This window comes from Psychrobacter pacificensis (genome assembly GCF_900101915.1).
GTDB classification, from domain to species: Bacteria; Pseudomonadota; Gammaproteobacteria; order Pseudomonadales; family Moraxellaceae; genus Psychrobacter; species Psychrobacter pacificensis.
Genome location: NZ_FNAL01000003.1, coordinates 135,137 through 150,283 on the forward strand (window position 1 = coordinate 135,137; position 15,147 = coordinate 150,283).

14 protein-coding genes and 1 other RNA gene are annotated in these 15,147 nt (G+C 45.0%); 8 read left to right on the plus strand and 7 right to left on the minus strand.

Annotated features, from left to right (window positions below):
• Positions 1 to 38: 38 nt before the first annotated feature.
• The gene (gene rsgA / locus BLR43_RS03065; RefSeq protein ID WP_093068720.1) at positions 39 to 1,142 is read right to left on the minus strand and encodes a ribosome small subunit-dependent GTPase A; all 1,104 of its coding nucleotides are present in this window, start codon (positions 1,140 to 1,142) and stop codon (positions 39 to 41) included.
• Positions 1,143 to 1,431: 289 nt separating this feature from the next.
• On the opposite strand from rsgA, the gene orn reads away from it, so the two are divergent.
• Positions 1,432 to 2,019 carry an oligoribonuclease gene (gene orn / locus BLR43_RS03070; protein WP_075100646.1) on the plus strand — a complete coding sequence of 196 codons (588 nt, stop codon included), beginning with the start codon at positions 1,432 to 1,434 and terminating at the stop codon, positions 2,017 to 2,019.
• 143 nt (positions 2,020 to 2,162) lie between these two features.
• On the opposite strand, the gene BLR43_RS03075 is transcribed toward orn, so the two are convergent.
• Positions 2,163 to 3,005 (minus strand): UDP-2,3-diacylglucosamine diphosphatase, encoded by an 843-nt coding sequence (locus BLR43_RS03075; protein WP_093068723.1) that lies wholly within the window; start codon positions 3,003 to 3,005, stop codon positions 2,163 to 2,165.
• 57 nt (positions 3,006 to 3,062) lie between these two features.
• Positions 3,063 to 3,578 (minus strand): peptidylprolyl isomerase, encoded by a 516-nt coding sequence (locus BLR43_RS03080; RefSeq protein ID WP_075103604.1) that lies wholly within the window; start codon positions 3,576 to 3,578, stop codon positions 3,063 to 3,065.
• Between the two features lie 229 nt (positions 3,579 to 3,807).
• Between BLR43_RS03080 and BLR43_RS03085 the strand changes: the two genes are divergently transcribed.
• The 3 genes from BLR43_RS03085 (at position 3,808) to BLR43_RS03095 (ending at position 7,511) form a co-directional block, all read left to right on the plus strand.
• The gene (locus BLR43_RS03085) at positions 3,808 to 5,535 is read left to right on the plus strand and encodes a glutamine--tRNA ligase/YqeY domain fusion protein (RefSeq protein WP_093068726.1); all 1,728 of its coding nucleotides are present in this window, start codon (positions 3,808 to 3,810) and stop codon (positions 5,533 to 5,535) included.
• Positions 5,536 to 5,914: 379 nt separating this feature from the next.
• Positions 5,915 to 6,553, plus strand: coding sequence for a peroxiredoxin (locus BLR43_RS03090; protein ID WP_093068729.1), 639 nt, complete (start codon positions 5,915 to 5,917; stop codon positions 6,551 to 6,553).
• A 295-nt stretch (positions 6,554 to 6,848) separates the two neighbouring features.
• The gene (locus tag BLR43_RS03095) at positions 6,849 to 7,511 is read left to right on the plus strand and encodes a glutathione S-transferase family protein (protein WP_093068731.1); all 663 of its coding nucleotides are present in this window, start codon (positions 6,849 to 6,851) and stop codon (positions 7,509 to 7,511) included.
• Positions 7,512 to 7,631: 120 nt separating this feature from the next.
• On the opposite strand, the gene BLR43_RS03100 is transcribed toward BLR43_RS03095, so the two are convergent.
• Complete coding sequence (locus BLR43_RS03100) at positions 7,632 to 8,084, minus strand: transposase (protein ID WP_201587695.1); 453 nt, start codon at positions 8,082 to 8,084, stop codon at positions 7,632 to 7,634.
• Between the two features lie 62 nt (positions 8,085 to 8,146).
• Positions 8,147 to 8,473: an IS630 transposase-related protein gene (locus BLR43_RS03105; RefSeq protein WP_093068815.1), complete on the minus strand. Its 327-nt coding sequence runs from the start codon at positions 8,471 to 8,473 to the stop codon at positions 8,147 to 8,149.
• Between the two features lie 283 nt (positions 8,474 to 8,756).
• Between BLR43_RS03105 and BLR43_RS03110 the strand changes: the two genes are divergently transcribed.
• On the plus strand, positions 8,757 to 9,695 hold the full coding sequence (locus tag BLR43_RS03110; RefSeq protein WP_093068734.1) for an META domain-containing protein: 939 nt from the start codon (positions 8,757 to 8,759) through the stop codon (positions 9,693 to 9,695).
• A gap of 142 nt (positions 9,696 to 9,837) precedes the next feature.
• Here the strand turns inward: BLR43_RS03110 and ruvC are convergent, their stop codons facing one another.
• A complete protein-coding gene (gene ruvC / locus BLR43_RS03115) occupies positions 9,838 to 10,422 on the minus strand; it encodes a crossover junction endodeoxyribonuclease RuvC (protein WP_093068736.1) in 585 nt (194 codons plus the stop codon).
• Positions 10,423 to 10,575: 153 nt separating this feature from the next.
• Here ruvC and BLR43_RS03120 point away from each other — a divergent pair, with 153 nt between their 5' ends.
• A complete protein-coding gene (locus BLR43_RS03120) occupies positions 10,576 to 11,196 on the plus strand; it encodes an FxsA family protein (RefSeq protein ID WP_093068739.1) in 621 nt (206 codons plus the stop codon).
• Positions 11,197 to 11,309: 113 nt separating this feature from the next.
• Here the strand turns inward: BLR43_RS03120 and ssrS are convergent.
• Positions 11,310 to 11,505: non-coding RNA, 6S RNA (ssrS, locus tag BLR43_RS03125), on the minus strand.
• 234 nt (positions 11,506 to 11,739) lie between these two features.
• Between ssrS and gpmI the strand changes: the two genes are divergently transcribed.
• Together gpmI and BLR43_RS03135 are read left to right on the plus strand one after the other, a co-directional pair.
• Positions 11,740 to 13,404 carry a 2,3-bisphosphoglycerate-independent phosphoglycerate mutase gene (gpmI, locus tag BLR43_RS03130; protein WP_093068742.1) on the plus strand — a complete coding sequence of 555 codons (1,665 nt, stop codon included), beginning with the start codon at positions 11,740 to 11,742 and terminating at the stop codon, positions 13,402 to 13,404.
• 565 nt (positions 13,405 to 13,969) lie between these two features.
• On the plus strand, positions 13,970 to 15,112 hold the full coding sequence (locus BLR43_RS03135; RefSeq protein ID WP_406947892.1) for a S41 family peptidase: 1,143 nt from the start codon (positions 13,970 to 13,972) through the stop codon (positions 15,110 to 15,112).
• Positions 15,113 to 15,147: the final 35 nt, after the last annotated feature.

Genomic DNA, 15,147 nt, shown 5'->3' on the forward strand with positions numbered 1-15,147 from the left:
CCTACGTTTTAATAATGCTGATTTGATACATAGCGTTGTTAATAGGGCTTGGTATCAGCCTCTTCGCTCAAGGTCACCAGGTTTTCGACTCGGCGCTGTAGCACATCACCATCAGCTACCGCTTGCCATAACGCACAGCCTTTGCTGTTATGAGTGTGACGACAGTCACGAAACTGACAGTCACCGGCAAGTGGCGCAAGCTCAATAAAACCTGAAATGATATCGTCAGGATCTAAATGCCAAATCCCGTACTCACGAATACCAGGCGTATCGACGATGCCGCCTTGGGTAAGATCGTCTGGATTAAACGGCAATAAGCGACTGGTGGTGGTGGTATGCTGGCCAAGTTTCGAGTTTTCGGAGATGACGTTAACCATTTGCCCTGACTCAGGCAACAGTGCATTGATAAGACTGCTTTTACCGACGCCAGATTGTCCAGCAAAAATCACCAGCTTTTTATCTATATGACGCTTGAGCTCATCAAGACCTGTTTGGGCGTCGCTAGCGGCGATGTTTTCAGGACAGTCAACCGACGTCAGTACGCTCTCGTAACCAAGAGCCGCGTATTGAGTCAAAAGCTCTCTGGTATCGACGCCGTCTTCTTGCGCGAGTAGGTCGGCTTTGTTCAATACCAATAGCGGCTTGACGCCCGCGTGATGACAGACCACCAAATAGCGATCGATCAGGGACGCCGCCGCCGCTGGTAGTGGCGCAAACACGATCGCCAAGATATCGATATTGGCAGCGACAGGTTTGAGCTTATGATACCGATCTGGGCGTGAGACAAGAGAGGTACGCGGTTTGACCGACTCGATACGGCCAAAGCCGGTATTGGGGTCAGCTGTCCAGCGTACGTGGTCGCCTGCCGCCAGCATAGGCAGGTTGGTACGCACATGACAGCGCCATATATCGCCCAACTCCAGCGCTTGCCAAAATGGCTCAGGATCATCAGGCGCAATCTCTGGCTGCACCGGTAGCACCGCAGGCAAGCTGGTGATTTGTACCTCTAGCTGCTTGCCATAATGCGCCATGACCACGCCATCCATCAAACTGTCATCGAGGCTGTCTTGACTGTCGAGCTGCTGTTTGTCAATGCGACGAATCTGTTGTTTAGTCAGTTTGCGTTGCCGGATTAATGCCATGGTTTTGACCTATTATAAAAATATTGCTAAGTGTAGCGTGAAAATTTGCTAACATACAGCCTAAACCGTCCGTGGCAGATAGTGGTTTTGTAATATCAGGGCTGATTTGGCAGTGTTAAATCCCAAGCCCTTAACATACAGCCTAAACCGTCCGTGGCAGATAGTGGTTTTGTAATATCAGGGCTGATTTGGCAGTGTTAAATCCCAAGCCCTCATCTTGTCACCGTAGATAAAACGGCACTTTTTATATAACAACTTGCTCCAAACATTATTGACCATAGGATATTTTATGACTACCGGCGACCATCCCAATAAAATTAAGATCAAAAATCAAGGCAAAAAAGGGCTGGTATGGATTGACTTAGAGATGACCGGACTTGACACCTTAAACGATGAGATTATCGAGATTGCCACTGTCGTCACTGACGAAGATTTAAACGTCCTTGCAGAAGGGCCGGTGTTTGCGATTAAAGTATCCGATCAGGTATTAAACAAAATGGATGACTGGAACACCAAGCAACATGGTCAGTCAGGTCTGATCGATCGGGTGCGCCGTAGTAAGGTGACGCTGGCAGAGGCTGAAGCGGAAACCATTAAGTTTTTGAATAAATGGGTCGATAGCGGTAAGTCGCCGATGTGCGGTAACTCGATCTGTCAAGATCGTCGCTTTTTGGCGCGGCAAATGCCAGAGCTGGAGCGCTTCTTTCATTATCGCAACCTTGACGTGTCATCGATTAAAGAGCTGTGCTTTCGCTGGCGCCCTGATATCTTAAAAAACTTTGAAAAGGGCGGCAGCCATCTCGCGCTAGATGATATCCGTGACTCTATTCGTGAGCTAAAGCATTATCGTCAGCACTTTTTTAAACTGATGCCTTAATAAGATTGATAAGTTAAACTCGATAAGTAATGAGCCTGCACTTAATAAGTGAATAGCCAATTATAAAGGGTCTGCTAAATAGTTAGCGGACCCTTTATCTTATTACATCATTTTATTACATCGTTTGGTTTGTAAAAAATAAGCTAGACCAGTGAGCTAAATTCAACCAGTTCAAAGTTAGCTTTATTGCTATCTGAGTGTGCATTAGTGATCATCACACCAATCACTGCGCTGACGGTTGGTTTACGGGTATCTTTATTTAGCAGCCGCCAATCACCCAGCACGTAGCGTTTTTTATCTGTCGTTGCTTGATGGATATCTGGACGATGGGTATGACCATGTAGCAGCGCATTGCTACTAGCCACGGCTTGTATCACCGCCTCATCGTTGACATCCATAATGTGAGCGGCTTTATTGGCATTGTTTTGTTGGCTTTTTTGGCGCATTTTTTCCGCGATGGCCAAGCGTTTTTCTAGGGATTTATTGAGCAGATACCACTGGGTTAGACGGTTGCGCATGATTTTACGAAAAAACTGATATTTTTTATCATCAATACAGAGCGCGTCGCCATGCTCGAGACGGTAGTGTTGCTGTCCCACAGCTAAGTTATACGGCTCATCAATCAGCTCCCCGCCAAACAGGTTGCAAAACGGCTGACCCAGCAGAAAATCACGATTGCCATGCATCACCAATATCTCACAGCCCTTGATGCGCAGTTGTTTTAATTTAGCGATAAGCGGGGTGAGCCAGTGGGTTTGGCGCGCATCATCTGACAGCGTCAAATAAGCGTCATCACCGATCCAGACTTCAAACCAATCGCCTAAGATAAATAAGCGTTTGAGGACGGGCAGGGCCAGACAGTCATCAAGTAGCGCCAAAAAAGCCTGCACTAAGGCAGGCTCCTCTGGCGATAAATGCAAATCGCTGATGAATACTTGCCGCACCTCATGTGGGCGGGTCGTTATCAGATGATTAAACGTTTGCATTTATCATAATCCTTGTCGTCTATTGTCAGACTATCAGTAACACTTACTTATCACGACCTACTGAGAAACGATGGTCGCAGAGTTGATAACGACAGGCTCTTTTGGCACATCAGCATGCATGCCGAAGCGACCGGTTGGTACGCCGCGCATTTTGTCGATGACATCCATGCCGCTGGTGACTTTACCAAATACTGTATAACCCCAGCCTTGCATGTTTTTGCCAGAGTGGTTGAGGAAGTCATTGTCTTTGACATTGATAAAGAATTGGCTGGTCGCTGAGTGCGGATCTTGCGTACGCGCCATAGCGATAGTGCCTTTGTCATTCTTTAGGCCATTGTCCGCTTCGTTTTCGATAGGAGCATTGGTTGCTTTTTCATTCATCTCAGCGTCCATACCGCCGCCTTGAATCATAAAGCCATCGATGATGCGATGAAAAATTGTGCCGTCATAATGGCCAGATTTTACGTAGTTTAAGAAGTTTTCTACGGTTTTTGGTGCTTTTTCTTCGTTGAGTTCAATGACGATCGCACCCATATTGGTGTCTAGTTCTACTACTGGCGGCATGTCTACCATGTGATATTCCTTTTTTGATTGCAGCGCCTTAAATGACGCTGTCAAGTGGTGGTTAAAAAAAGTTATGGCTAGTCTAACGGCTTTTTTGTCGTCTGTCATGTATCAGGCTGTTAATGGCTTTGCAAAAGCTGATAGAATAACGCAACGTTATCTTTTATCAGTCTTTTTTAATTTATCATTTTTGAGCGTGGTAACACGCGCTGAATACTTGCGCTAGGAGCAATGAGTAATGAGTGAGCACTCAAGCAATAATGCACAAAAAAACGACTTTATTCGTAATATCATTCGTGATGATATTAAAGCGCAAAAATACCCCCAAATCGTAACGCGATTTCCCCCTGAACCAAACGGCTATTTGCACTTGGGTCATGTCAAATCAATCTGTCTAAACTTTGGTATTGCTGAGGAGTTTGGCGGGGTCTGTAACCTGCGTTTTGATGACACCAACCCAACGGCAGAAAAACAAGACTTCATCGACAATATCGAAAACGATGTCAAATGGCTTGGGTTTGAGTGGGCAGGCGAGGCGCATCATGCCTCAGGTTATTTTGATCAGCTCTATGCGTGGGCGGTGCAGCTTATCGAGCAGGGCGACGCTTATGTGGATTTGCAGTCGCCTGAACAAATCCGCGACAACCGCGGCTCATTTAATGAGGCAGGTACGCCATCACCGCAACGTGATGCCAGTGTCGCAGAAAACTTAGCGCGCTTTAATGAGATGAAAGACGGCAAGTTTGCCGAAGGCGAAGCGGTGCTACGTGCCAAGATTGATATGGCCAGCCCAAACATGAACATGCGTGACCCTGTCATCTACCGCGTCATGCACCAAGCGCATCATCAAACCGGCGATAAATGGTGCATCTATCCGATGTATGACTTTGCCCATCCGCTCTCTGATGCGCTCGAAGGTATTACTCATTCGTTGTGTACACTGGAGTTTGAAGACCATCGTCCGTTTTATGATTGGACGGTAGAAAAAATCGGCTTTGAGGTGCCGCCGCATCAGTATGAGTTTAGCCGCTTAAATGTCGACCACACCATGACCAGTAAGCGTAAACTCAAACAGTTGGTCGATGAAGGGGTGGTAAGCGGCTGGGATGACCCGCGTATGCCGACCATCGCAGGCATGCGCCGCCGTGGTTATACGCCAGAGGGTCTGCGCGATTTCTGTGAGCGCGTTGGCGTGACCAAAGTCGACAGCGTTGTTGATTTTCGTCTATTAGAATTTAGCATTCGTCAATCACTCGAGACGACGACCGCGCGCGGCATGGCAGTGCTTAAGCCGTTAAAAGTGACGATTACTAACTTCTATGATGCGGTTAGCAGCTGGGAGTCACAAAAGGCCGATAGCGTCAATGCGCGCTGGGATGAAGACGCTCAGACTCTATGGCTCAAGCAGCCAAAACATCCTAACGTCGATATGGGTGAGCGTGAGATTCCATTCACCGAAACCCTTTATATCGACCAAGGCGACTATGAGATTGAGCCGCCAGCCGGTTATAAGCGCCTGTCACCAGTAAAGCCAGAAATCCGCCTGCGTAACACCTATGTGCTGGCCGTGACTGAGCATATTACTGACGATGCTGGTAATGTGACCGAGCTAAAAGCGACGATTGATCCTGCGACATTGGGCAACAACCCTGAAGGCCGCAAAGTCAAAGGCGTGATTCATTGGGTATCAGCCAGCCTTGGCGTGCCTGCGACCGTGCGTATGTATGAGCAGTTATTTAGTGTCGAGGACCCAGGTAGTGCCAGTGATGTGCATCAAGTACTCAATCCCAATTCATTGACTGAGCTTGCAGCAGTGGTTGAGCCGTCATTGGCCAACGCAGATGCTGGCACGCGCTTTCAGTTTGAGCGTGAAGGCTACTTCATCGCCGATAGCGAAGAGCACACCAGTGACAAGCCGGTATTTAACCAAATCGTCAGCTTACGCGACAGTTATAAGCCAGCTTAATGCATAGCCTTTGAGCTTGCCCTTAGGGCTTAACGTCAAATTATTATGTCAAATCATTGTCCTTTTATACTGACCCATCTCTAGTGCGCTAGGGGTGGGTTTTTTATGAACTTTGCTTGTGGGATACAGGCATGGTAGTTTAATGCGCTATGCTACCTATATACTGGTTTATTTAGTGATAAATGGAATAAACGCATTACAATCCTTCACAAGACATTCATAACCAGTTTGGTACTATAAAGTGAGTTTTTATTGATGCGCTAGACGGGATAAGCAAATGATCAAACCGTCTCGCACATTGCAATAATCGGTTTATAATAATAGAGCGCATAAGACAGTAAGATCGGCGCTCATCATTCATATAAATAAGGAATTTAGTATGGCACATTTACGTTTAGGCGACACCGCACCAAACTTTGATGCAACCACCACAGAGGGTGATATTAATTTTTATGATTGGGCGGGTGATAGCTGGGTGGTATTGTTTTCGCATCCTGCCGACTATACGCCAGTTTGTACCACTGAGCTTGGCCGCACCGCTGCATTGGGCGGTGAGTTCCAAAAACGCAATGTCAAGCCGATTGCTTTGTCAGTGGACGGCTTAGAAGATCACAAAGGCTGGGTCAGCGACATCGAAGAGACACAAGGCGCTGCGGTGAAATTCCCTATCATTGCAGACTCTGATCGCACGGTTGCGGATTTGTATGACATGATTCACCCAAATGCTGATAACACCGCGACAGTTCGCAGCGTGTTTATCATTGATCCAAATAAAAAAGTACGTCTGACCCTGACCTATCCAGCCAGTTGTGGTCGTAACTTTGATGAGATCGTTCGGGTCATCGATGCGCTACAGTTGTCTGATGAATATAATGTTGCCACACCAGTCGACTGGAAAGATGGCGACGATGTGATCATCCCGCCAAGTGTCAAAAACGAAGACATCCCTGCCAACTATCCAAAAGGCCATACAGAAATTAAGCCCTATCTACGTACCACACCTGCCCCTAATAAATAAGTGGCAGTGAATGGCAAGTCGCATGATACAAAGTCTCACGACGTAAAGTTGTGAGGCTTTTTTTATATCTCAACTGTCGTATTTATCTAGCTTTAGGCCTCTGCCGTGGCAAAAGACAAGAAAGCTTTGCTATGGTGCGCTGAGTAAGCTATAACTATGATAGAGCGTCAGGATGTGAGCCAGATTTGAGTGGGTCGTAGCCACTCAATACGAATGCTCAGCAAGGCTCGTTACTCATTACAATAATGGCTGGCAGCGCTAAATCGTTATCTATCTATTTTACAAGGAGTTTATCATGAAAAAACTATACGTCACTCGTACTGCCCCAAACCCGCGTAAAGCTTTGATACTTTTGGCATCAAAAGGGATTGATGTCGATGACATGGATGACGTCGATGTGATAGATATCGACTTTGCAGCCAACGAGCAGATATCGGCGGAATTTACCAAGATCAATCCGATGCAGACGGTACCGGTCTTGACCTTAGACGATGGGACGGTGCTCAACGACTCACAAGCGGTCTGTGAGTATCTAGACCGCGTCTATGGCGAGCGCTCTGTGATGGGAAATGATGTGGTACAGCGCGCGCAAGTTTGCGCCATGCGCCGGATCGCTGAGTTTGAGGTGTTGTACAACCTAATGCTGGCGTTTCAGCACAGTCATCCTTCCAAGGCTCAGCGCGTCGAGCAGGTTCCTGAGTTTGTCCAGCCATCTATCGCCCGTGCTACCAAAGCCATGGGCTATTTTGAGAACGCTTTAGTAGGTCGCGACTATCTCGTGGGTGAGCAGTTAAGCTTTGCCGATATTGTGCTGTATTTGGGGTTGGATTTTGGCAAAATACTTAAAGTTGACCCAAGCGAGCAAGGTGAAAACCTAGCGCGCTTTTATCAAAAAATGAATGAGCGCTTCAGCATCAAAAACATGGCTAAAGCTAAGCCTGCGGAAATCAATGATTAGATAAAGAGATACATCGCAAGTTCTATTGTTTTTAGATGCTTGCTCATTAAAGATAATATCGGGGGTAGCTAATATGTATTAGCTATCCTTTTTTTGTCCATGAAATTAACGACATTATAGTCACTGCACTACAAAAGAGTTATGATTTGGATGAATATCATAAAACAATTTAGATAAGTCATTTTCCATCCAACCTTGGCGTAAAAACTTCACTTGAGCCCATTTTTTCTCGATGGGATTTAAGTCAGGACTATAAGGTGGTAAGAATAGAAGCCTATGACCATGCCTGTTAAGCAGCTTTTGAACGCGCTTATGAAAGGTCGCATTATCAATAACGATCACACATTTCTTCTTAAGCTTTGGTATCAGCGTGAACTTGCACCAGTGATAGAAAACCTCTTTATTGATGTTGGTCTTTAAATAGTCGAGTGCAAACAGCATTTTGCCAAAGAGCGCACCAATGACGTTGGTTCGCTCTTTGGCTTGCCAGTTGTAACTGCCAATGCAGGGGCTACCAATGGGTGCATAGCCACAAGGGCGCATCGTTTCACTCTCAAAGCTACTCTCATCCATGTAGACAATAGCAAAGCCTTGAGCGATGTAGTGGTTAAGTTTTTTTAGGTAGTGAGCCCTCTTTAGTGGACAAGCTTTGGGATGCTCAAGTGTTTTTTTTTGCTAACACCAATACGCTTTAAGGCTTTGCTGATGCCTGTTGGGCTACAATTAAAACGCTGTGCTCGCTCATAGTGATAATCGTCAGGGTGGTCTTTGACATCTTGAGCTAAGGCTTCATCCTCTATTTTGTAGGGCTTAATATATCGGGTGGTTTTACTATGAAGACGCTTTTTCCACTTCTGGATAGTCGTTGGACTGATATCATAGAAAACAGCAGCTTCGGCAAAGGTCATGCCCTCATCTAAGCTTTTTAAAACTTGTTTGCGATAATCTAGGGAGTAAGTCATGGTCATTTATACTGGTAATCGTTTAGTTGATTTATTGTATAACATTTTTGTGGTCATCTGACTATAGATAGCAGAGTAATAAAAGAATTTCAAACATAATAAAAATCAACATTTTATTACATAAGCTAATAATGCTCGGTCTATAGTGGTTAATTTAACGTGATTATAATAACGATATTCCAGAACAGTTAATTAAATGTTTTTTCAAAACATGCAAGACCAGCAAGTATATAGAAATAAGTAATCGAGAAAATTGATATACGCTTACTAAGAGGTTCGTAATATGGTAGGTAGAGCCAAAAAATCAGCACTGACAACGTTTTTATTGCCAAGTATTGTGGCGGTGAGCTTGGTGCTGAGCGCTTGTCAAAAAGAAAACACGGCTCACGACAATGAAGGATCAGGTATCTCCAATACTGGTGAAAAAATAGACTCACTAGCGATCGAGGATAGGGCCTCGGATACCAACTCAGCAACTACTGAATCTGGCTCGACGACATTTACTCCCGAAGAAAAGCTGATGAATACTTTGTCTCGTCATCGTTGGAGCTTGGTTAGGGCAACGGATGCCAATGAGCAGCCTATAAGTGAGCTTACAGATATCGATGGTCAGGGGACTCTGGTATTTAATCCAGAAACACTTATCTATAGTGTCGGTTGTAATACAATAAGCGCTGCTTATCAGCTGCAAGGACATACATTGGGTATCGAGGAAGGAATGAGCACCAAAATGTCTTGTAGCGATCTTGATATGGCAGAAAACACATTAAATACATTAATGCTAGGAAATAGTGAGTTAAAAATAGAGCAAGGTGACAGCCCAGTATTGACTCAGTTTACCAACGATAATGTCACTTTGGTATGGAATGGCAGACTCACACCACAAGCGAAATACAATAGTAAGGGCGAGACGGTATTTTGGGCAGTGAATGCCAAAGAAGTCAATTGTGATATGAATGGTGAAAAGCAGTGTCTCCAAGTTAGGCCTGTCACTTACAACGACCAAGGTGTCAAAGTTAGTGAAGGGAAGTGGAGAGTATTTGCGGGAGAAATAGATGGATACCAGCATGACGGTATGCACGAAGAAGTATTACGATTGCAGCGCTACCGATTAGAGACTAACGAATTAATAGAGTCAGATGAGACAACAGAAAATGATAATGATGATGAAAAGTATGCATATGTACTCGATGCTGTCATTGAAAGTGCAGTCGTAGAGTAGTCCGCTATAATTTCGTCTTGCAAATGATAAAGTGACAGTGCTGGTACTCATAAAAAACACGCATCCAATGGCGCGTGTTTTTTATTGTCTCACTATTTTAATGCCTATTGGTTTTAAAGCTTGTCTGCTTTAACGCCTATCTTTAACGCAAGTTACCCAAATCTTCTTCGGTCAAACGCCAACGACCCTTTTTCTTAGAGCCACCGCGTCCTCGCATAGAGCTATTAAGTAGTATTTTATTCATAGAATGGCTTGAGTGCGCATGACAAATAGCACAAGCAAGACCATCGGCTGCATCCTGCTGTGGTACGACTTCTAACTGTAGTATGCGGCAAACCATCTCCTGCACTTGCTCTTTAGCAGCAGCACCATAGCCGCACACCGCTTGTTTGATCTGCCGAGCAGTATACTCTGATACTTCTAAATCCAAGGCGACCATCGCTGCAATAGCCGCGCCTCGTGCTTGCCCAAGCTTGAGTGCAGAATCAGGGTTTTCTGCCATAAAGACTTGTTCAATCGCCGTATAGATAGGCTCGTCAGTGTATTTTAAGTGATGCTGCGTAATGCGGGTCAATCCATTAAAAATACGCTTGAGGCGTTCAGGCATCTCTTTGGTATCTGTGCGAATCGTGCCTGCATCGATATAAGTGAGCTTATCACCCGTCTGCTGGACTATTCCATAACCCGTCATGCGTGACCCTGGGTCGATCCCGATAATAATTGCCATAGTATTCCGTCTTGCTTACATTTTGTTTTATGGCTTAAAAATCAGCCGTAAGTTTGATAGTATAGCAACCAATCCCCATATACATCATATGTTAGCCATTTTAATTTGCATGGCGCTCAATTTATTGGTTTTTATTTTATAGGACGACACTTTATGGGTCAGATAGTTGGTATAGCCATCGTTTGGTTTATTATCGAGATGCTACTGTGGTATTTGCTTGCTCAGTTTATGAGCGGCTGGTGGGTATTCATGTGGTTTATTGTCGCAGCAGTGATCGGTATTTCTCTTATACGCAAAGGTATGGCTTCTTTGAATCCAATGGCTCAGCAGATGAAAGCAGGTGGTATGATGAATCCTGCAATGCGTCCACCAGAGTCCACCATGATTAAGAGCATTGCCATGGCAGTCGCTGGTATCTTGCTACTTATTCCAGGTGTGCTGAGTGATGTGCTCGCGCTACTCGTGATCTTGCCACCAGTACAAAAGAAACTCAAGGACTTTGCCAATAACTATGTCATGAACAATCAGCAAAAAATGATGGAAATGATGGCAAAACAGATGGGTGGTCAAATGGGCGGCCAAAATCCATTTGGTGGAATGGGTGGTCAGAATCCATTCGGTGGCGTAGGCGGTATGAATAACCAAAATCCATTTGGTCAGCAACAGCAAAACCCGTTTGGTGACGTATTTAAACAGCATACGACTGTTGATGGTACGGCCAAAAACATCCCTAAAGATGTGAAAAAAATTACCAAATCTGCTAATGACGAGTAACGATGATTTAGTCATTCATTAGGCATAGAAAAAGCCCCTTTCGCTAATAACGAAAGGGGCTTTTTGGTGGCAGTAAATACATTAATTATAAAGAACATATTTACAAACCGAATAAAACAACCGAAGTGCCGCTGTAAGATGGTGACCCATGAACCGTGAAGTTCAGGGCGGATGCGTCATCCTCTCTGCAGGTTTCCTGATACACCGCAAGCGGTGCAGGCATACACAATGAGACGATAGGTACCACATCCTGGTAAAGCATTATCGGCTCAGGGAATAAACATCTACTAGCCAACACTTCAGAATAGACTCATCTTAACCAATGAGATGAATGATTGCAAGTAGGATTTACAGATTGATACGCAGTATTGTTACCTAGTATCTGTGGTAGGTTTTGAGCTTTTGATAACGATACAAACCCCATCATTTTTTAGTGAAAAATTGTCAGTTTTTCAGCTATTTTAAGATATGTGTTAATATATAGGGCTTTCCATACCCTAACATAGCATTGAAGGCGTTCATTCACTCGAGGAGCGGTAATATATGACCAGTACCCAGCAAGCATCAGAATCTATTGGCGACAATCAGGCGCAGCAGCTCAGCAGTAAGCAAGAAGACGGCGCACAGAATAAAAAAACGCCGCATGTCTTAATGATATTAGACGGCTTCGGTCATCGTGAAGAAGATAAAGATAACGCCATTGCTGCGGCAAATATGCCAAATCTAGATAGGATTTACCAAAAATACCCTCATGGACTGATTTCTGCTTCAGGAGAAGATGTAGGTCTGCCAGATGGTCAGTTTGGTAACTCAGAAGTTGGCCACATGAATTTGGGTGCTGGCCGTGTTCTTTATCAAGACTCGACTCGCATCTCAAATGAGCTTGCCAATCGCGAATTCTACAAAAACGAAGCATTGGTTGACGCAGTAAAAGCGGCCAATGAGCTTGGCGGTAACGTACATATTATGGGTCTGCTCTCAGACGGCGGTGTTCACTCACATCAAGACCATATCGAGGGTATGTGCCATTCAGCATTGGTTCATGGTGCCAAAAACGTCTTTATCCATTGTTTCTTAGATGGCCGCGATACCCCGCCCAAATCTGCGGATAAATATATCAATCGTTTGCGCGATTACATTGATAAGCTTAATGCTCATTATGAAGGCGGGCGCGTACAGATTGCCAGCATCATCGGTCGCTACTATGCAATGGACCGAGACAACCGCTGGGATCGCGTACAAAAAGCTTATGAGCTGATCACTGAAGGTAAGGCAGATCGCTTTTCGACACGTGCGGACGGTGCTGTCCAAGCGGCTTATAAGGCACGTGAGACTGACGAATTTATCAGCCCGACGACTGTCATCGGACGTGATGAGGTGCCTTATACCGTCGAAGACAATGATGCGCTGATCTTTATGAACTTCCGTGCCGACCGTGCTCGCGAGCTTGCCCAAGCCTTTGTTTTACCTGATCATGAGTTTTCAGGTTTTGCCCGTCAAAAGCAGCCAAAACTTGCCGCCTTTGTGATGTTGACCAAGTATTCTGATGTATTGGCGGATAATCCAAAAACCAGCATCGCTTACTATCCAACGTCTTTGGCCAATACCTTGGGAGAGTATCTGCAGGATCAAGGTAAAACCCAACTACGTATCGCAGAAACTGAGAAGTATGCGCATGTGACGTTTTTCTTTAGTGGTGGCCGTGAAGAAGAGTATGATGGCGAAACGCGTATCCTAGTACCTTCTCCAGATGTTGCCACTTATGACTTGAAGCCTGAGATGAGCGCGCCTGAAGTGACGGATAAATTAGTAGAAGCGATTGAATCTGGCCAATATGATGTGCTCGTTGTCAATTATGCCAATGGAGATATGGTAGGTCATACAGGGGTTTTTGATGCTGCGGTAAAGGCGGTCGAAGCGTTGGATGTCTGTGTGGGCCGTATCGAGTCGGCAGTAAAAGCGGCTGGCGGCGATATGCTGATCACAGCTGATCACGGTAACTGTGAGCAAATGCAAGACTACGAAAGTGGTCAAGTACATACTCAGCATACGACAGAGCATGTACCGCTGATTTACGTAGGCACACAAAAACTACAGGTACGTCGTGGCGGTAAGCTCAGTGATGTGGCACCGACTATTTTGGCACTAATGAATGTTGATGCACCCACCGAAATGACTGGTGAGAGTTTATTGGTTTCAGCATCTTAAGCCAGTTGTCTCAGATTATCCGTACATCGGATAATCTGTAAAGACATGGCTCGTTAGCTGAATGATATAAACCAGAAAAGGGAAGGGTAGCTATTACCTTTCCCTTTTTTTATGATGGATTTTGCTTGACGATTTGCAAAACTGCCCTAGTTTGAGAGAGGCCTTTGGTGTTAACTTATACGGTAATACATAACAATAACTTTATACATTCTATTATTTAAATGAGTTTTTTATGCATCCTATCTCTTTTGTGTGCGCATCTTTGTCTAAACAATTAGACCAACGAATGATGAAGTCGTCGCTAGCGACCATTATGTCCAAACCCGTATACTTCAAGTTTATAGGCTTTAAGCCCAGTCTAGCAATAGGTTTGCTTGGATTGTGTGTTGTCAGTATAGACGCGCAAGCAGCAGTGACCTCAGTCGGTGATGCTAGTCCGACATCAAGCCTACAGCTTATCAGTTTGAATGCCGATGATATAGTGGCTGAAGATGATACTGAGATGCTGAATGCTGCCGACGAATCAGATGACTCAATAGACAGTATGCCAGACGAAAGTGCGGTAATGGACGATGATGATAATATCGATACCAGTATTCCATCAGAGGTTGCGCAAGTATCATTGAATGCAATTTCTCCTGAGACATTAAAGACCTTTGTTGCTGTTGTTGATTTAGTGCGCCGTCAGTATGTTGACGCGGTCAATGATGAGGAGTTATTTAATAATGCAATGAGCGGTATGCTAACTAAGCTCGATAGCCATGCTGAGTTTTTGGATGCGGAGGCCTATGAAAACCTACGCGCTTTTACCGAAGGGGACGTAGGTGATATCGGTATCCAAGTTACTTATGAGCCAGAGGTAGGCTATTGGATCATCACAGAAGTTATTGATGATTCGCCTGCAGATAAAAAAGGCATCGCAGTGGGCGATTATTTACACCAAGTTGGTGAATTCAAACTTGACGAAAATCGGCAAAGTAATGACGTTGAGCAGCTATTAACAGGGATTGCTGGTACCCAAGTAGATATCATCACTTCTAAAGCGGGTCGCCGCAAGCACACGACGACATTGCAGCGGAATAACAGTCACCCTCAAATTGTCGAGACAAAACTCGTCGATGGCATTGCGATTGTTAAACTACCTGCATTCCAGAACAATAGCCGTGAAAAGCTGTTGGAAGGTTTGATTAATTTAGATGCACCTATCTCAGGTATTTTACTTGATTTGCGTGACAATCCGGGCGGTGTTCTTACATCGGCGGTGAGCGTTGCCAGTTTATTTATGAATGATACCGATGTGGTACAAGTACAAGCACGTCAAGACAAATCGCGCGTACTAACTACCCAAGGGGATGCGATACTTAAGCCTCTACCTATGGTTGTTCTACAAAATCGCTACTCGGCATCAGCGGCAGAGGTTTTGGCCAGTAGTTTACAGGCACAAAAACGCGCTACTATCATCGGTGAAGTAAGCTATGGTAAAGGCTCAGTACAGTCAGTCATACCACTCAATGACGAGCAAGCAGTCAAGTTGACAGTAGCTAATTATATGACAGCATCAGGCAGGCAGATCGATGTCATCGGCGTTGAGCCTGACATTACTTTGTCAGGAAGTGAGAGCTCATGGGAGCAGCAGGCGCTGGATTTATTAAAACCCCGCGCGCTCGATTCTGGCATCCGCTTCATTCGAAAGACTACTGCAAATTAGTATATTGTTGATAGATTTAATAATATACCGTCAGG